We start from the raw sequence: 17511 nt of genomic DNA, 5'->3' as shown, positions 1-17511 counted from the left end.
AACATGGGTAAAACGTTTATCTTTTTACCTTAATGACTGCCATTGTACATCTTGACACACAAATAAGGCGGTCTTGCTCGTCAGTAATTTTTATATCCCACACCTGGGTTGATTTACCTTGATGAAGTACAGTTGCAATGGCGGTAACCACACCCTCTGTTTTAGGACGAACATGATTAGCATTGATCTCCTGCCCTGCGACAGCCTCTACTTCTTTATCAACTAACTCATACGCCCCTATACTTGCAACTGTTTCAGCTAAGGCCACAGATGCCCCGCCATGCAGTAATCCAAAAGGCTGGCGAGTCCGTTCATCCACAGGCATTGTTGCTATGACCTTCCCTTCTTCCAAATGAGTTATTTCAATTCCGAGAGCTTCAAGTAATGTGTCTTTGATCATTTTTATCCCTCCATGCAGGTTTTTATATGTATCCCAACTTTATTATACTATTCTGCTTTTTTCATAAATTTCCTTTTTGGCAATTAATTCTTTTATAAAAAAAACAGCCCCCACTAGAGCTGTTTCTCCATAATTAATAGTAATACGGGGCTCCGAAACCGGGAGCTCCAAAGCCAGGAGCTCCAAAACCGGGAGCTCCAAAGCCAGGAGCTCCAAAACCGGGGGCTCCGAAACCGGGAGCTCCAAAAGCAGGATACCCATATCCAGGGTAACCGAATCCTCCGTAAAATGGACGTGCTGCAAATGAAGCACCTAGTCCACCTCCTATTAAACCTCCTAAAAAGCTAAGCCCACCGATTGCCAACGGCAATCCAAAACCAATAAATCTTTGATCTTGTACTGGGTAGGGACTTCGATAAGGATACATATAACCATACCTCCTTTTGCTCTATACTTGCATACACTATTTCATATGCTAAAAGGGGGAGTATTGAGTGGGCTGGAATTAGCCTTAAAAAACCCCCGGAGACACTCCGGAGGCTCAGGCTATTTTACAATTGGGTCAAACCGTTCCACAAATAAGGCAAGGGTACGAGTCATAACTCCTGTTGCACCCGCAGGACCAAGATCATAGGCCTTTGAAGAGGTTGCTGTACCGGCAATATCTAAGTGAACCCATGGTGTTCCTTCCGCAAATTCACCGATAAATGCACCAGCAACAAGCGCATGCCCCTCACTGCCGGGTGAATTATTTAAATCTGCAACTTTACTGTTTCTTACCCGTTCAATCTCTGTTTCAAACAATGGCAATTGCCACATTTGCTCGCCTGCTTCTAAGGATGCTTCCGAGACTTGAAAATATAATCCTTCATGATTGGTCATTGCTCCAGTCGTATGGAGACCAAGTGCCGTAATGACTCCACCTGTTAATGTTGCTACATCAACAAGGTAGTCAGCGCCATGTTGCTTGGCATAAGTTATTGCATCAGCTAAGACAAGGCGTCCTTCTGCATCCGTATTTAAAACCTCAATGGTCTTACCACTCATCGATGTAATGACGTCATCAGGCTTAAAGGCATGGCCGCTAATCATATTGTCCGTGGAAGGAATGACCGCAACCACGTTTTGCTCGGGCTGAAGCTCACCGATAATTTCCATTGCTCCTAGAACGGCTGCAGCTCCGCCCATGTCAGTCTTCATCCCAACGATCCCTGATTTCGTTTTAATAGAGTAACCACCCGTATCAAAGGTAATGCCTTTTCCAACTAAACCGATGACATCCTTCCATTCATCTTTCCCTTGATATTTTAAGACAATCATTTTCGGCGGTTCTGTTGACCCTTGGTTCACGGCAAGGAACGCTCCCATTCCAAGCTTCTCTATTTCTGCTTTATCAAGGATTTCCACCTCGAAAGCATATTTACTTCCAAGTTCCTGTGCATAATTCGCCAAGTCTGTTGCGGTTAACAAATTGCCAGGGATGTTTACGAGTGTTCGTGCTGAATTTGTTCCCTTTCCAAACGCATATCCAACGGTTAACGACGCCTGGACTTGTTCTTCATCAAAGGTATTACAATAAACCGTAAGCTTATTCAGTTTTTTCTCCGGTTCATTCGATTTTTGCTTGTACCCTTCAAATTGGTAAGTTGAAAGAGGAAATGCTTCACTCAACGCGTGGGCAGCATCCAACCCATCCACATACTCAGTAGTAAAGGAATCTAAATATACAGCCGTTTCTTCAAGCTTACTCGATTGCACTTCTTTGAAAAGCCGGCCAAACGCTGATTTTAGTTTCTCAAAAGTAAACTCCTTTTCTTTCCCAAGGCCAACAAACCAAATTCGTTTTGGGCCAATTTTCCCTAAACTATGTACTTTACTAATACTTTTTAACTTTGCTGAAATGTCACCTGATTTGACAAGCTCTCTCAGTTGGCCATTGAATCCCTCATCAAGCAATGCCAATATTCCTGTAAATTTTTCTGGTTTATCAAACAGACCAATGACTAAACCCTCATGACCTATAGAGAGTTCTAATTCCTTTTTAACATCAAACAAACTACTTCACCTCCATATTATTCCTATTTTATTATAGCATTTCTGGATCTAATTATTTTTAATTCATAAAAAAAACAGGCCAGCAGCCTGCTTCTATCTCTTCTCAGAACTAATATACTGACCCCGGAAAACTTGCATCGATTTATCTTCATTTAATGCCTTTAATGTTTGCTCTGTCAGTTTCCCATGGCCTTTTTGGACCACATAAATATCGAGTTTCTTTTTTCCCCACTTATTATAAACATCCTCAACTGTTTCATAATAAAGGTCTAGTTCATTTCCTTTTATGGCCCCACCTTTATCGGCCACAACACCATATCCGTATCCAGGGATAAAGAGAATCGTTCCAATTGGAAACACGTTTAAATCGGCTGCAATCGTCGAAAATAAATCACGTTTCACTTTTACACCAGAGTATGTAATCCCATATTCAGGGTGGCCTTTACTTTTTCCTGTGGATTCTACTCCTGCTGTATACCCAGTAGCAGTAACCGTTAGCTTAGGATATTTAGACCAATCGATTTCGTTTTCTAAGGACCTTTCTGTTCCAGAAACAGGTTCAGTCGATGTTAGAACAGACGCAAATTGGGTTAAAAACGATTGTGCATTTACTCCTGAGATTGATTGGAAGGTCGCAAAGACTGCCATGAAGAAGAGACATACCATGGCAAAACGCCTAGTCCAATGTTTCATTTTATTCATCAACATTTTCACTCCTCCCAAAATATTCATTCCCAAACTGAAGGAAAATATTCAAAAAAGGAAAAGGAAAATTTTACAAGAATGATATCTAATCCTAAATAAACAGACTTTTACCCTGGTAAAAGTCTAATCATATATATATCCAACCCTAAAAAAACAGACTTTTACCTTGGTAAAAGTCTAATCATATATTTTCAACCCTAAAAAAAAACAGACTTTTACCTTGGTAAAAGTCTAATTATATATATATTTCCAACCCTAAAAAACAGACTTTTACCTTTAGTAAAAGTCTTAAAACATTTGGTATCCATTTTTTCGTAAAAGTTTGATTGTGAAACCTGCAGCGACCGCGCCAGCTAGTCCACTTATTAAAATGAGAATATCTGCAGTGGCTAAAGAAGTAAACCTTTGTCCCAAATCACTAAAGGCCACTTTACTATTTGTAAAATACTCACTAAAATGCACTTTATCTACGATAAAAATTGCCACAATAGGATAAACTACAGCCATAACCCATGACATTCTAAGCAGCATATTGAGAATAAACCCAATTCCAAAAAATAACACAAAGAATAGTAAAATCGATATGATTAAGACCACAATACTCATTTGCATCCGAGATTCCCCCTTATACATCAACATTTAGTGTACTGAATGTCGAAAAAGGAGTCAATATAAACGAATTTTTTTCTTCTCAATAAAAGGCTATTTTCGCATAAATTGTTGTTTTTCGTATAAGTTCATCAACCCTTATAACTATATGCTTCGTGGCATCTTTTCGTAAAAACATATGCGAAAATTGCCTAGAAACTTTGTAGATAACCCCTTATAAATTTCCAAAAGCAACAAAGTTTACGAAAAGAGCCTCATTAAAAGAAAAAAGCCCCCCGAAAATAATTCGAAGAAGCGCTCTACCTGTTTATCAGTCTTTATGAAAAAAACTTCCTTACTCTTTTTTCTTGCCTGTTCCTCCACAGCAGCTACAGGTTTCCGATCCCCCTAGTACCAGTTGAAAATAACCTTGCCCAGAACAATAGTCACAAGTTTTTGATTCTACGCTCTTAATCGTCATTGTCGTTCATCTCCTTAATGAATTAACTTAATTTTCTGATAATATATCAAGGATTCACGAAAAAGAAAAGGGCTGAATTTGGGCAAATTTCAACAAGAAAGCGAATACATGGCAGGTTTTCTTACAATTACTAACGGTATCTTAAATTTTCTAAAAATTACAAAAATAATTTATAAGCCGTATATCCAAACTGATCACCTGGGTTTAGATTATTGATCGCCTGCTTTGAGAAGGTAATATCATTTCTGATCAGATATTGGAGTATAATTGATGCATCCTGATTAAGTAGCAGCTCTTCAGGCGCCATAAATTTCGCTTCAAAAAGTTCGTGATCCTGGTGGCTTACCTCAACTTCATTCACTGGTTCAAGAAGAAAATGGAGCAAATTATCGCTGATTTCCCCTTTGATTACCCCGGTTCTTAGTCCAATGAGTCCCTTCACATTACATTGAATACCAGTCTCTTCAAGGACTTCCCTAATTACTGCTTCATCAGCTGTTTCTCCCATCTCCACAAAGCCTGCTGGAAGCGACCATTTCCCCTTTAAACCGCCATAACGTTTCTTAACGACTAACCACTGCCCATCTTTTGACTTTACAACCCCCGCCACAGCTAACCAAACCTTGCCCCGTTTTTCACGATTGCTCATACACACACCCCTAAATAACTTCATTACGCTTATCATAACAAAAAAAGGGCAGATTTTTCTCTGCCCCTGGTACTAAATATTTTTCTGTTAACTTTGATAACTATCTAGCTACAGCGCCCTGCGGCTAGTGAACTTCGCTCTTATTATTTAAAATACTTTAAATTTTCCTTTTTTAAATACAAGTCCGGCGCCACCAATCATGTAAAGAGAGCGATTATCGACTACTTTTTTCATGAAGGATGCTTTTGCACCGGTAATTTTTTTACCAAATACAACACCAATTGCATCATCTTCACCAAGGGAGCAAACAGTTCCTTTGTTGTCGAATTTGAATATTTCAAGTTCTGATTTATTACGAATTAAGGCTGCGATATTACGGGCACAAATTTCACCTTGCTGCATAGCAATCTGTGCAGTTGGTGGATATGGGCGGTTGATCTCTTCATTAATCATAAGCGAGCTGTCACCAATCATGAAGATTTCATCGAAACCAGGAACGCGAAGATCCGGTTGAACTTTTACTCTGCCTCTCATTGCTTCAAAGCCTGATTTCTCAATGATAGAATTCCCGCGAATTCCTGCAGCCCATACTACAGTACCTGCCTTAATTTCACGTGGCTCTTCTTCGCCTTTTGCTACAATGATGCCATCTTCCGTACATTCTTTAATCGCTGTTCCGATTAAGAATTCGACACCTTTTCGTTCTAATTGTGAAACTGCATAATTTACTAGTTCAGGTTCAAATCCTGGAAGTACAGTTGGTGCAGCTTCAACACAAATAATTTTTACTTTATGAGAATCAACATCATATTCATGACATAATTCCGGAATTCTATTAGTTAATTCACCAAGGAACTCAATTCCTGTAAAGCCAGCTCCACCAACAACAATTGTCAAACGATTATCGTTTTTCACTTCTTCCATATTGTATGTGGCAAATTGATATTCAATATGTTCACGTAATTGACGAGAGGAATTTACATTTGTGATTCCAAATGCGAATTCTTTTAATCCTTTGATACCAAATGTTTCTGGTTCACCGCCAAGGGCAATAACAAGGTAGTCATAGTTGACTTCCCCTTTTTCTAATATAACTTTCTTTTCTTCTTTGTTAATCTCAACTACAGTATCTTGAATAAAATCCACTTTACTGCTGTCAATGACATCACGGATATCATAACGTACACGGTCGTGATGCAACGTGCCTGCAGAAGCCTCATGCAGCCAAGTGGTTTCATAATGGTAATCATTTTTATTTACTAATACAATATCAGCTTCATTTACGCCGATTAACTTCTGTAAGCGAACTGTTGTCATTAGTCCACCGTAACCAGCACCAAGAATAACAATTTTAGGCTTTCTCAAAGTGATCACTTCCACCCTTAAAATTTTTTAGATAATCCCTTTTTTCTTAGTTTCCACTGCTTTGACCATTTTTATTTTGTATAATAAAAAAATGTATGTGATATAATTCACGAATAAAGTCTAAAAAAAATGAGTTTCCTGGAAAGTATATAGGTCAAGCGAGGTATTTGCTAAGAATGTAATTTTTTACTATTTGACAAAAAAATGTGCATTTTATGTCACAAAAATTTAACAATCTATCCTCAATACATCTTATGCTACTTTTACACGATTATCAAGCAATTTTCATAAATTTTTATCTTAAGTTTTTGGATTTTAATAGAATCTCTAATGTCCTAAAACAATGTGTTAAAAATTGCTTCAGTTGTGAATATTACCCTATAAAGATGTGAGAATTTTTTAATTTATGATAATATAGTGAGTAAAGTTTCTTACTACAGGTTGGGGGGATACGGTGTGCAAGAAAATCAAAAAGTTTATGACATTACAATCATTGGTGGAGGTCCTACTGGTCTATTTACTGCCTTCTACGGAGGAATGAGACAAGCATCAGTGAAAATTATTGAGAGCCTGCCACAACTAGGCGGTCAATTATCAGCGCTTTATCCGGAAAAGTATATTTATGATGTTGCGGGTTTCCCAAAAATCCGTGCTCAAGAATTAATAAATAATTTAAAAGAACAAATGAAAAAATTTGAACCAACAATTGCCCTGGAGCAATCCGTTGAAAAGTTAGAAAAACAAGAAGATGGAATATTCAAATTAACAACGAACAAAGAAGTCCATTATTCTAAAACAATTATTATAACAGCTGGAAATGGTGCATTCCAACCGCGTCGTCTGGAACTAGAAAGTGCTGCTCAATATGAGCGTAAAAATCTTTACTACTTTATTGAGGATCTAAATCAGTTTGCAGGTCAAAAAGTGGTCGTTTTTGGAGGCGGCGACTCAGCAGTTGATTGGGCATTAATGCTAGAGCCTATCGCTGAGCAAGTTTCCATTGTCCACCGAAGAGATAAGTTCCGTGCTCACGAGCATAGTGTAGAAAACTTATATAACTCTAAAGTAGATGTGAAAACACCTTATGTTCCTGCTGAACTGATTGGTGATGAAAGCGGAATTAAACAGGTCGTTCTTGAAACCGTAAATGGAGAAGAAAAAGTAACAGTAGATGTAGACGCTGTTATTTGTAACTATGGATTTGTCTCATCCCTCGGACCAATTAAGGAATGGGGCTTAGAAATCGAAAAGAATTCGATTGTCGTAAATTCGAAAATGGAAACGAATATTCCAGGGATCTATGCTGCTGGAGATATCTGCACTTATGAAGGTAAAGTAAAGTTAATTGCATGTGGCTTCGGTGAGGCACCAACTGCTGTTAATAATGCAAAAGCATTTATTGATCCAAAGGCAAAAATTCAGCCATTACACAGTTCTTCAATGTTCAATAAATAGAAAAAAGCGTCCTTTGCGGACGCTTTTTTGATTTTAGCATTCTTCCGGTGTACCTGTGGCAGCAGCTGTTCTAAACGAAGAGCCACAACCGCACGATGCAATCGCATTTGGATTTTCAATCGTAAAGCCACCGCCCATCATTGATTCTTTATAATCAATTTTGGTTCCTTGTAAAATGGCTGCACTCTCTTTATCGACTAAAATTTGAATTCCAAATTGTTCAATCTTTAAATCATCTTCATTTACTGTACGGTCAAAACCCATTCCATACGATAAGCCGCTACACCCGCCGCCTTTAACGCTGACACGTAATAGTGCGCCTTCTTCCTCGTTATGCTTCATCATTTCTTTAATATGCAGGGACGCCGCTTCTGTTAAAATAACCACATTATTATTCATAAAATTCCCTCCCAAAATGAAGCTTTTATTAAATTATATACACAGATTATTAACTAAACAACTAATTGAATCTATTAACTAATATATGGAATAAAAAAAATAAGGAAGCGGCAATACTCCCTTATTATATCTTTTCTTAAAACATCGGATTTTCTTCTAAATATTGATAAATGTTATCGACCAGCTCATCAGGTGTTTTTCCTGTTACTACTTCTCCATTAACCAGAGCGTATAAAGTGGAAGCACATTTTCCACAATATCCAAGACATCCATATTCAATAATATCCAAATTAGGATCTTTTTCTAATTTCTCTAGTGCCTTTTGGGCACCATTCGCCAGATTACTAATACAAAATTCGATGATGGGTTGAATCATTGCTTTCACCTCTCCACAACTAAATATCCTACTCTAATTAATCTCCTCCGTCAATTACCATGTTTACTATGTCAATGTCAAGAAAATCATGAATTTTGTTGTTATTTCGACATATTTCCGCTATACTCGTATTTGTTAAAGGAACGGAATTACTATACTAGTATTTTTTTATGACACTTCAGCCAACTCTAAAATGAAAACCTAATATTCAAAGGGGAAATAATAATGAAAAACCTTGTAATTCTAGGTGGCGGATACGGCGGGATGAAGATTTTAAGCGAACTTCTTCCTACCCATTTACCAGAAGATGTGACAATCACACTTGTTGACCGAGTACCCTACCATTGCTTAAAAACGGAGTACTATGCTTTAGCTGCAGGAACCATCTCAGATAAAGAAGTCCGGGTCGCTTTTCCGGAGCACCCACGCTTAAAAGTAGTTTATGGCGAGGTAAACGGAATTCATACATCTGAAAAAAAGATCACACTAAAAGACGCCGAACCAGTTGTCTATGATGATTTAATCATCGGTCTTGGCTGCGAGGACAAGTATCATGATGTTCCCGGAGCAGATCAGTTTACTTACAGCATACAGTCGATTGAAAAGTCCCGACTTACCTATTCAGTTTTAAATAATCTGGGACCGGGCTCTGTTGTTTGTATTGTCGGCGCTGGTCTTAGCGGCGTAGAGTTAGCAAGTGAATTAAGTGAAAGCCGGGATGATCTTCACATCAAATTATTTGATCGGGGAAAACATATCCTCTCCGCATTCCCTGAGCGATTAAGCAAATATGTAGAAAATTGGTTTGTACGAAACAATGTCGAAATTATTAACAGTTCTAATATTACCAAAGTCGAAGAAAATGTATTATACAATCACGACGAGCCGATTCATTGTGATGTCATTGTTTGGACGGCTGGAATTCAAGCCAATAAAATTGTGCGCAATATGGACGGCGAAAAAGACGGAATGGGACGGCTAGTCCTCACCCCGCTTCATCATTTACCCAATGATGAACATGTCTTTATTGTCGGTGATTGCGCCAGTCTTCCCCATGCACCAAGTGCTCAATTAGCAGAAGGACAGGCGGAACAAATTGTTGAAGTATTAAAAAGACGTTGGAAAGGTGAAGAGCCTCCAACTTCCTTCCCGAAAATAAAATTAAAGGGAATTTTAGGTTCCCTTGGGAAAAAACACGGGTTTGGAATGATGGCTGACCGTGCCATTACCGGTCGAGTGGCCCGCCTGCTTAAATCAGGTATTCTTTGGATGTACAAATTTCATAATGGTTAATAAGATAAAGCTCCATCCTTTGTTCGGGAGCTGGAGCCGGTTTCAAACAAAAAGCATTCCATTTTCGTGGAATGCTCAGATTGTCGAGAAAGGGTATTTTTCTCGGCAATTTTTTATTTTGTAAGAATCTAAATACTAATTTTGTTGTTTGTCCCTGTAAATGGGCCTGTTGATTTCCGCTCCGGGCACTCGCTTTCCGCGGGGAGGTCCTGGAGCCTCCTCGGCGCTTTTGCGCCTGCGGGTTCTCCAGTGACCTCTCTTTCCCGCTGGAGTCGAGTGCTCTCCGCTCCAATCAACAGGGAGGCAAATCAACCTAAAGTATTGCAACACACTTTTTATAACCCTGCTAATTTTGTCACAATCTTTTTTATATTTTGGCAGGTTGCAGTAAAAGAGCCTGTTCGCTCACATTCTCCAATCGCTGTAATAAGAATGGACCTTCTCAAGAAGAAACGAAAATCAATATATTTATCAATCACTTTGGCCAGACTCTTTTGGGCTAAAGCATTAATTTCACTACTTATTTTTATTATTTATTGGTTGAGTTGAAGGTCTTTATTGAAAACACTCTGTTGATTGGTGCGGAAGGCACGAAGACTCCTGCGGGAGTACGGGTCAGGGGAGACCCCGCAGGAGCGAAGCGACGAGGAGGCTCCCCGGCACGCCCGCGGAAAGCGAAGTGCCTGGAGCGCCAATCAACAGACCTGTTTAAAATTTATAATTTTCGACAGCCTGAGCATTCCATTTTCGTGGAATGCTTTTCAAATTAAATAGCCTTATAACCATGGTTTTCAAGTTCAGAAAAAATGGTTTTTAAACGCGGGTTCCCTTCTCCAACGATTTTTTCTTTGATGACAACCACTGGATAAAACATATCCTCTTCGATTACTTTTTTGGCAAAGTCGTGTTTTTCGCTCTCCCCTGTCGGTTGATAAATATCGACATATGTGATTTTAAAGGGCTGATCAGGAAATTTTCTGGCAATGGCCGCTTCCAGCCATTCAAACGTTTCTTTGGAAGATGGTAAATTAACACAACTTGGGCACAACTGTTCGGCACCATAAACAACAATTTCTACTTCAGATTTATTCATGTAATCATTCCTGTCTTTTTATTTCAGCTTAACTTATATTTAGGATAATAACCAAGAAATTGTCTATAAATGTGTGTTTTCCTAATTTCTGATAATGGATTTTTCACGATGATGACATTATAATATAAATTATAGGAAGGGAGTCGATTAATTTGGCAGAACAAGAAATTTTTGAACAAGTTCAAGAAGTATTAGATAAATTACGTCCATTTCTTCTTCGCGACGGCGGAGATTGTGAATTAGTAGATGTTGAAGAAGGCATTGTCAAGCTTCGCCTGTTAGGTGCATGCGGCAGCTGCCCAAGTTCAACGATCACACTTAAGGCTGGTATTGAAAGAGCCCTTTTAGAAGAAGTACCAGGGATTATTGAAGTAGAGCAAGTATTTTAATAAAGCGGAAACACCCATTTTAAAAAAGCGATTGCCCCTCAGGGTAATCGCTTTTTTGTGCTAACATATTTAGTAAAGCCATTCCAATAGCGGCAGGTTTAAACGCTTAATTGGGGCATCTGTAAGTTGATAAAAACCAGCCAAAAACCGTTCATAATCACCGGACTGACGTAAAATTCTTGTTAATTTCTCCTCCATTACCTTTTGGTCCTGTTCCGATGTGGTAATATAGTAACTTTCAATACATTCAAAGTAATGGAGCGGGAAAATTAACCTGGAATATAATAATCGCCAAGAAAAAGGGGACAATGGTGCAATACTTTGATACTCTTCAAAAAAGTGCTTTAATTCCACATCATAGGTTTGGGAGTTGCGCAGATATCTTTCCCTAGTCCACTCAGCTATGTCACGGCTGCGATGGTCAAATACCCAGTCAAACGGGTTTTTAATCATATAATTATTGAGCGGTCCCCAGGTTTTTTGCGTAAAACGTTCATGACAAACGGTGCCGCTATCCGTCTCAAGTGGATTATCATCAATCTCTGTATCCACTAAATATTGTATCGCGTTCTCCGTTAAGCCAAGATAATAGGGGAAGGAATCAATAAACATCCGTTGAAATTCGTGTTCAGGTGTTTGAAAGAGAAGATCATTCCATACCTTTTCCATTTGCTCCAGCCGCTTTTCCCATAAAGACTTCCATTGCCCAATCCTGCTTGACCTCTCTATTTGAAAGGGGACTTTTCTGCCTCGCTCATGGAATTTTGCCAATTTCCTGCCCAATTTAATTTTTTTATGTTCTTCAATTTGCCGATTAGCAAGGACACAATATTTATTTTTTTCCCATTCCGTAATTAAATGGCCTTCTTTCGATGGCAAAAAGACGGGGACATTTTGATCACCATAATTTCGTAAATGCTCTGCGATTTTTTCAAGTTCCGCAATATCTTCTTCTTCCTTACCCGTTGGTTTGGAGATTAAATAGAGCCAGCCATTTCCTCTTAACGCATCATACGTATCTAGTTTTACATATTCATCGACCGTAATACCGTATTGATTTTCAAGCATTTTTTGAAGCATGGGTTCCACCTCATATCTTTCCCTTTTCTTAACTCATATATATGTTTTAGATTAGAAAACTTGTTCCTGAATAACATAGAAAAATGAAGGATAATATAAGGCTTTAACCATGCTCTTTTTTAGGATTCCTTTGCATAAGTTAGAATAATACAGTATATATTTAGTGAAAATCCATAGAAAAGGTGATCAAAGGAATGGCAGACGACAAAAATGTAAATCTAACCGAAGAAACTGCACGCAGATGGCTGAAAGAAAGAGGCGTCGAAATTAAGGATATCGCTGATTTAGTTTTCTTTTTGCAGGAAAAATATCACGAAAATTTAAAAATGGAAGACTGTTTAGCCAACGTGGAACGCGTGCTTTCGAAACGAGAGGTTCAGAACGCCATTTTAACAGGAATACAGCTGGATGTACTCGCCGAAAAAGGAATGCTAGAGGAGCCTCTTCAAGCGATTATTGGTTCAGATGAAAGCCTCTATGGTGTCGATGAAATTCTAGCCTTTTCGATTGTTAATGTTTACGGTTCGATTGGTTTTACTAATTACGGTTACATCGATAAGTTAAAGCCTGGAATATTAGCGCATTTAAATGATAAATCAACAGGCGAGTGCCACACGTTTTTAGATGATATTGTTGGGGCAATTGCAGCCGCCGCATCGAGCAGACTCGCACACCGGGCTGCACGAGAAGGAAAGTCATGAAGAAAAGGATGGGTTGCCCCATCCTTTTTTATATCTCCCATTGATCTAAGGAATCAATCGCGTAGGTTGGCATACGGTCATATCCAGATAACAGTTCTTTCGTCGTTACACCTGTATGTACTAATAATGTATCCATACCCGCATTCATGCCCGCTAAGATATCAGTGTCATAATAATCGCCAACCATTAATGTCTCTTCTTTAGATGTCCCTAACACCTTTAAAGCCTGTTCCATAATTATTGATTCCGGCTTACCTATAAAAATCGGCTTGGTTTGTGTGGATACGGTAATGACGGAGGTTAGTGAACCATTCCCTGGAAGCAGCCCTCTTTCTGTAGGAATGGCGATATCGCCATTTGTTGAAATGAACGTTGCGCCGTTGCGAATGGCCAAACAGGCAACCGTCAATTTTTCATAACTGATGTCCCGGTCTATTCCTATGGCGACAAACTCAGCATCTTCTCCGCCAAATCTAAGTCCCTTTTCTTCAATTGCCGTCCGAAGCCCCTCTTCCCCAATCACATAAACTGCCGCATCATTCTTTCGTTCATAGATGTAATTAGCAGTCGCTTGGCTGGTTGTAAAAACTTGCTTTTCTTCCGCGGGGATATCAAACTGGGTCAGTTTTTCAGCAACCTGTGCAGGTGTCCTTGACGAATTATTTGTTACAAAAAGATAGGGTATCTGGTTATCCTGGAGTTTCTTCACGAAGTCTGATGCGGCTTCAATTCGTTCTGATCCTTTATACATCGTCCCGTCCAAATCAATTAAATAACCTTTGTATTTTTTCATAAATATCACTCCTAAAAATATTCTTTCCAAATAAAGCAAAAAGACCGCACAAACGGTCTTATGATCAATTTTTAAACGCCGACACTGGTCCTAACTCCGTTGCGAGATACTCACGGACATTAGTCGCAAATTTCACCAACTCATGTACATGCTTTGAAAAAGTCTCCTGAAGTTCATGATGGTCCACATCTGTATACAGTTGAACAAGCTTTTTTCGATAGAGGATTACGATTTTTAATCCATTACCCGTTTCAGTTGAGATTACTTTTTCATCCATTAAAATATCAATGATGTCTTCATAACTCCCTGGGTCACGCATAATAAACCCATCAATCATCGCATTCCCCACGTCCAAAACGGACTCAATCATCATATGGTTTAATCTTTCTAATGCTGCCTTTTCAAGTGGGGTGGACCACTCTTTTTGACTTAAAAAGAGTTGAATTTGCCTTTCTAAATATTTCAGTATCTCTTCAATTTTTTCCCTATCAACAAAATACATATAATCACCTTTCTCGATTTTTCTAGGATGTTATATTTTTATAAAAGCAGATGGTCGTGCATAGAAGAATCCTTGAGCTAAGTCAACATTATTTCTCCTGAGCACAGATGCCTCATCCTCATTTTCGATGCCTTCTGCAACCACGAGGGAACCCGCTTCTCTTGCAATCAGCATTAACCCCTGTAACATAGATTCCTTCACCGTATTTTTATCAATATTTGAAATAACAGAACGGTCGATTTTAATAATATCCGGCATGATGTCACTAATAATACTCAAACTAGAGTACCCTGATCCTGTATCGTCCATGGCAATTTTATACCCCATTAAACGAAGCATCTTAATGTTATAGATAAAATTCTTTAAACCATCAATTGAATCATTTTCCGTTATTTCAATCGTAATCTGCTGGGGAGAAATACTTGCATATTGCTGCATTAGTTTTTTTATATCACGCGTAAATCGAATATTTCCAAGTGTTAAAGGGGTACAATTAACAAAGATATTTTTCCAGCACCTCGTTTCCTTTATTTGTCTTAGGACTTTCTCAAGGACGAGCATTTCAAGTTCATAAAGCATTCCTGTTTGTCTCGCAACCGAAAAAAGTGATAATGGGCTCTCTAATACAGTTCCAAATGGCCCGCGGGTAAGCATTTCTAAAGCCCAAACTTCTTTTGTTGCTACATCTATAATTGGTTGAGCTAATATTTTAATGTCCTTCTTAGAGATAATTTGTTTGATAGAATAAACCATTTCCGTCCATTCCGATTTGACTCTTTTTTCCGCCATCGCAATCGCCTGCAGTCGGGCACTTTCAACCGAATGAATAATGGAATAATTCTTTTTTTCAACAAACATATAACCTGATTCAAACTCAGGCTGAAGGGACGGATAAAGTTGATGAAGACTTTTTTCCGCGTTGTAAATTATATTACCCATGATCATATTTATTTCAGAGAGAGAATGGTGAAGATAATCCACTTTAATGATTAGGGTCAGTCCCTCATAGTAATAATCATGCAGGGTGATGATATCTTGCTTGGAAATTTGCTGTTCGATCGTCTTACGAAAGGATTTTTTTATTTGCTTATGTAATTGTCCATACTGGTATGGACCCAATTGCTCTGTTATTTCGTTCATATCCTTTAAATTGAAGACAATCACTGCCACTTCATGCCCATTGTTAATGGCCGCTGTTACGCCTTCCGATACAGGATTTCGCAATATAAATTGAGGAGGATAAAAACGAATTGACGAAAGAGGCAACAAAATCTTTCCCCATTGCATTACATTTTTGACCTTTTCCATGTAACGACGGATCATTCAATCATTCCTCTCGGTGTCAACTTTCGAGAATTTAGAATTTAGGTTAATTGTAGCATAATTTGACATCCTTCGCGTTTTTCGATTCATAAAAACTTATGAAATTTGTGTAAAATTCTGGACTCCCCTAGATTGGCTTTATTTGTTACTATAGAGAAGATGTAGAAACTTATCTATTTTTAATTAAAGGAGACCATTTAATGACAGAACGTTTTTTCTTATACGATGATACAGTAGATACAAAAACTAGATTTGTCAGCTTTGTTGGGGAAAATCAACGCTTTGATTTAGCGATTGTTCAAAGTGACCGCCATTACGGGAAGCATCTTGTTTTAGATATGCAAGGAAACCGGTTTGCGATTATCGGCTTAGATGACCTGCAAGAGGAAGGTTATTTAGAGTATGCTTTTCAATTAAATGAGGAAGATGCTGAGGAATTAAGATCCTTTTTGATGGAATTATTATAATGGTTAGTCATGAATTTCACTCCCTTTGAAAATAATAGTGCTAAAGGGGGCGTTACTATGACAGAAAAATATACGGAATTATCCAATGTTGAAAAACAAAGGAATTTTCTTACGTCAGAGGAATTTCCAGAAGGTCCATTTGGTTCTCCTCTTCGTCAAGACGAACCGGTTCAGAACAAAAGTACTCCTTGGGAAGAAGGGCAACGGCCATACAGTGCCTTTAATTATGAAAATAAAACCCTTCATCAGGAACTTCCTCGGCAAATGGACGGGGCACATCCAACCCATGATGATCCCGAAAAAGACCAACAGCCGCCTTATACAGAAAACACATAAAAGAAGGGCCAGTTCGCTGACCCTTCTTTTATTTTTTGACTTTTTTCAAAACAAAATAAGCACAGCCAAAATTACAGTATTCATAAAGATATTCGCTCAGCGTGCTAATTTTTGTATCGAAGGTTGCTTTTTGGTTTTGGTCGTCGAAAAATCCCTTTAATCGGAGTTGCCCATATCCCCAATCACCAACCACATAATCATATCTTGTTAAAATATCACTAAACCTTGCTTTAAGGGCTTCTTCATTAAATCCGTTACGATGTTCTTGGACAATTTCATAAACGGCGTTGTTCATTATTATCATGATATTTCACCTCTTTTGCCAGCTAATTCCTAATACCCATTATAACCGATTCCCCATCAATTACTAAGAAAAAAAATCCTCTTAATGGCTATTCTAAGTAAAGGAGGTGTTTAAGTTGAAAAAATTAGTCATAATCTTGGGATTATGTACAATAACAGCTTTAACAGGATGCACTAAGGATATGGGCAATCGAGATGTTTATGAAGAAAGCGGTAATACGATTAATGTAAACAATAAAAGGCATGACCTTTACAATGAAGGGGCTAGCCGGGGTGTCCGTAATGTAAGTAACAATTATGGCTTTGTCCGTCATCAAAAGAGTCCGCTGATGAACGACAATACAGCTAATGACCATTATACGGCATTAGACCGTGAACAGGCGGCAAATATCATTAGTAAATTAAGTACCAATATTCCCAATGTAAATGACTTGGCAACACTTGTCACAGACCAAGAAGTATTAATAGCCTATACGACCGATTCAAAGGATCGCAATTTAACAGCGGATCAAGTGAAGAAAACAGCGATGTCCGTAGTCCCAAGATATTATCATGTTTACGTTTCGGACAATAAAGTGTTAATGAGGGATGTAGAAAATCTTGCAAACCTTGATTCGACAAGCCGAAACGCCCGTAATTTGGTCAATGGGCTAATAACACAGATGAAAAAATCACCACAAGGGCAGCGAATCAATGCCAGTGAAGACGAAAATGGACGAACAGCGGATGATAATATGGGCAGAAATAATCAATAAAAC

Annotated in this window: 24 protein-coding genes; 7 read left to right on the top strand and 17 right to left on the bottom strand. The window is 38.5% G+C overall.

From position 1 onward, the window contains the following. Positions 1-16: 16 nt before the first annotated feature. The 8 genes from ACJ004_RS10575 to ACJ004_RS10540 all read right to left on the bottom strand — a co-directional run bounded on the left by ACJ004_RS10575 (position 17) and on the right by ACJ004_RS10540 (position 6243). Positions 17-400, bottom strand: a complete 384-nt coding sequence (locus ACJ004_RS10575) for a hotdog fold thioesterase (RefSeq protein ID WP_410892882.1) — start codon at positions 398-400, stop codon at positions 17-19. A 133-nt stretch (positions 401-533) separates the two neighbouring features. Then, positions 534-827 carry a hypothetical protein gene (locus ACJ004_RS10570; protein ID WP_410892881.1) on the bottom strand — a complete coding sequence of 98 codons (294 nt, stop codon included), beginning with the start codon at positions 825-827 and terminating at the stop codon, positions 534-536. A 119-nt stretch (positions 828-946) separates the two neighbouring features. After that, positions 947-2455 carry a leucyl aminopeptidase gene (locus ACJ004_RS10565; RefSeq protein ID WP_410892880.1) on the bottom strand — a complete coding sequence of 503 codons (1509 nt, stop codon included), beginning with the start codon at positions 2453-2455 and terminating at the stop codon, positions 947-949. Between the two features lie 93 nt (positions 2456-2548). Beyond that, complete coding sequence (locus ACJ004_RS10560; RefSeq protein WP_410893077.1) at positions 2549-3157, bottom strand: 3D domain-containing protein; 609 nt, start codon at positions 3155-3157, stop codon at positions 2549-2551. Positions 3158-3448: 291 nt separating this feature from the next. Next, positions 3449-3772 (bottom strand): YuiB family protein, encoded by a 324-nt coding sequence (locus ACJ004_RS10555; RefSeq protein ID WP_410892879.1) that lies wholly within the window; start codon positions 3770-3772, stop codon positions 3449-3451. Between the two features lie 331 nt (positions 3773-4103). Then, positions 4104-4229, bottom strand: a complete 126-nt coding sequence (locus ACJ004_RS10550; protein WP_410892878.1) for a YuiA family protein — start codon at positions 4227-4229, stop codon at positions 4104-4106. Between the two features lie 157 nt (positions 4230-4386). Continuing rightward, a complete protein-coding gene (locus ACJ004_RS10545; protein ID WP_410892877.1) occupies positions 4387-4878 on the bottom strand; it encodes an NUDIX domain-containing protein in 492 nt (163 codons plus the stop codon). A 147-nt stretch (positions 4879-5025) separates the two neighbouring features. Beyond that, positions 5026-6243 (bottom strand): NAD(P)/FAD-dependent oxidoreductase, encoded by a 1218-nt coding sequence (locus ACJ004_RS10540; RefSeq protein WP_410892876.1) that lies wholly within the window; start codon positions 6241-6243, stop codon positions 5026-5028. 456 nt (positions 6244-6699) lie between these two features. On the opposite strand from ACJ004_RS10540, the gene ACJ004_RS10535 reads away from it, so the two are divergent. After that, on the top strand, positions 6700-7698 hold the full coding sequence (locus tag ACJ004_RS10535) for an NAD(P)/FAD-dependent oxidoreductase (protein ID WP_410892875.1): 999 nt from the start codon (positions 6700-6702) through the stop codon (positions 7696-7698). A 33-nt stretch (positions 7699-7731) separates the two neighbouring features. Here the strand turns inward: ACJ004_RS10535 and erpA are convergent, their stop codons facing one another. Together erpA and ACJ004_RS10525 are read right to left on the bottom strand one after the other, a co-directional pair. Continuing rightward, the gene (gene erpA, locus ACJ004_RS10530; RefSeq protein WP_410892874.1) at positions 7732-8097 is read right to left on the bottom strand and encodes an iron-sulfur cluster insertion protein ErpA; all 366 of its coding nucleotides are present in this window, start codon (positions 8095-8097) and stop codon (positions 7732-7734) included. Between the two features lie 136 nt (positions 8098-8233). Next, a complete protein-coding gene (locus tag ACJ004_RS10525; protein ID WP_223591891.1) occupies positions 8234-8473 on the bottom strand; it encodes a YuzB family protein in 240 nt (79 codons plus the stop codon). A 225-nt stretch (positions 8474-8698) separates the two neighbouring features. Between ACJ004_RS10525 and ACJ004_RS10520 the strand changes: the two genes are divergently transcribed. Next, positions 8699-9766, top strand: coding sequence for an NAD(P)/FAD-dependent oxidoreductase (locus ACJ004_RS10520; RefSeq protein ID WP_410892873.1), 1068 nt, complete (start codon positions 8699-8701; stop codon positions 9764-9766). A gap of 335 nt (positions 9767-10101) precedes the next feature. Here the strand turns inward: ACJ004_RS10520 and ACJ004_RS10515 are convergent, their stop codons facing one another. Together ACJ004_RS10515 and ACJ004_RS10510 are read right to left on the bottom strand one after the other, a co-directional pair. Further along, a complete protein-coding gene (locus tag ACJ004_RS10515) occupies positions 10102-10245 on the bottom strand; it encodes a hypothetical protein (RefSeq protein WP_410892872.1) in 144 nt (47 codons plus the stop codon). Between the two features lie 287 nt (positions 10246-10532). Next, positions 10533-10859: a YuzD family protein gene (locus tag ACJ004_RS10510; protein ID WP_410892871.1), complete on the bottom strand. Its 327-nt coding sequence runs from the start codon at positions 10857-10859 to the stop codon at positions 10533-10535. 128 nt (positions 10860-10987) lie between these two features. On the opposite strand from ACJ004_RS10510, the gene ACJ004_RS10505 reads away from it, so the two are divergent. Further along, entirely contained in the window at positions 10988-11248 is a 261-nt protein-coding gene (locus tag ACJ004_RS10505) for a NifU family protein (RefSeq protein WP_335386971.1), read from the top strand. Positions 11249-11317: 69 nt separating this feature from the next. Here the strand turns inward: ACJ004_RS10505 and yutH are convergent, their stop codons facing one another. Beyond that, positions 11318-12316 (bottom strand): spore coat putative kinase YutH, encoded by a 999-nt coding sequence (gene yutH / locus ACJ004_RS10500; RefSeq protein WP_410892870.1) that lies wholly within the window; start codon positions 12314-12316, stop codon positions 11318-11320. A gap of 206 nt (positions 12317-12522) precedes the next feature. Here yutH and ACJ004_RS10495 point away from each other — a divergent pair, with 206 nt between their 5' ends. Next, positions 12523-13029 (top strand): phosphatidylglycerophosphatase A family protein, encoded by a 507-nt coding sequence (locus ACJ004_RS10495; RefSeq protein WP_410892869.1) that lies wholly within the window; start codon positions 12523-12525, stop codon positions 13027-13029. Between the two features lie 28 nt (positions 13030-13057). Here the strand turns inward: ACJ004_RS10495 and ACJ004_RS10490 are convergent, their stop codons facing one another. The 3 genes from ACJ004_RS10490 to ACJ004_RS10480 form a co-directional block, all read right to left on the bottom strand. Next, complete coding sequence (locus ACJ004_RS10490) at positions 13058-13822, bottom strand: TIGR01457 family HAD-type hydrolase (protein WP_410892868.1); 765 nt, start codon at positions 13820-13822, stop codon at positions 13058-13060. A gap of 64 nt (positions 13823-13886) precedes the next feature. Continuing rightward, entirely contained in the window at positions 13887-14324 is a 438-nt protein-coding gene (locus tag ACJ004_RS10485) for a DUF86 domain-containing protein (RefSeq protein WP_410892867.1), read from the bottom strand. A 30-nt stretch (positions 14325-14354) separates the two neighbouring features. Next, positions 14355-15647, bottom strand: coding sequence for an EAL domain-containing protein (locus ACJ004_RS10480; protein WP_410892866.1), 1293 nt, complete (start codon positions 15645-15647; stop codon positions 14355-14357). Between the two features lie 200 nt (positions 15648-15847). On the opposite strand from ACJ004_RS10480, the gene ACJ004_RS10475 reads away from it, so the two are divergent. Further along, entirely contained in the window at positions 15848-16114 is a 267-nt protein-coding gene (locus ACJ004_RS10475) for a DUF3055 domain-containing protein (protein ID WP_410892865.1), read from the top strand. A gap of 57 nt (positions 16115-16171) precedes the next feature. Continuing rightward, complete coding sequence (locus ACJ004_RS10470; RefSeq protein ID WP_410892864.1) at positions 16172-16450, top strand: cytosolic protein; 279 nt, start codon at positions 16172-16174, stop codon at positions 16448-16450. Positions 16451-16478: 28 nt separating this feature from the next. Here the strand turns inward: ACJ004_RS10470 and ACJ004_RS10465 are convergent, their stop codons facing one another. After that, positions 16479-16754, bottom strand: a complete 276-nt coding sequence (locus ACJ004_RS10465; RefSeq protein ID WP_144554665.1) for a YutD family protein — start codon at positions 16752-16754, stop codon at positions 16479-16481. A 106-nt stretch (positions 16755-16860) separates the two neighbouring features. Between ACJ004_RS10465 and ACJ004_RS10460 the strand changes: the two genes are divergently transcribed. Then, complete coding sequence (locus tag ACJ004_RS10460) at positions 16861-17508, top strand: YhcN/YlaJ family sporulation lipoprotein (protein ID WP_410892863.1); 648 nt, start codon at positions 16861-16863, stop codon at positions 17506-17508. Positions 17509-17511: the final 3 nt, after the last annotated feature.

The organism is Neobacillus sp. 204 (assembly GCF_046562815.1).
In the GTDB taxonomy this organism is placed as follows: Bacteria; Bacillota; Bacilli; order Bacillales; family Cytobacillaceae; genus Neobacillus.
This window is presented reverse-complemented; position numbering and strand designations above follow the sequence as displayed.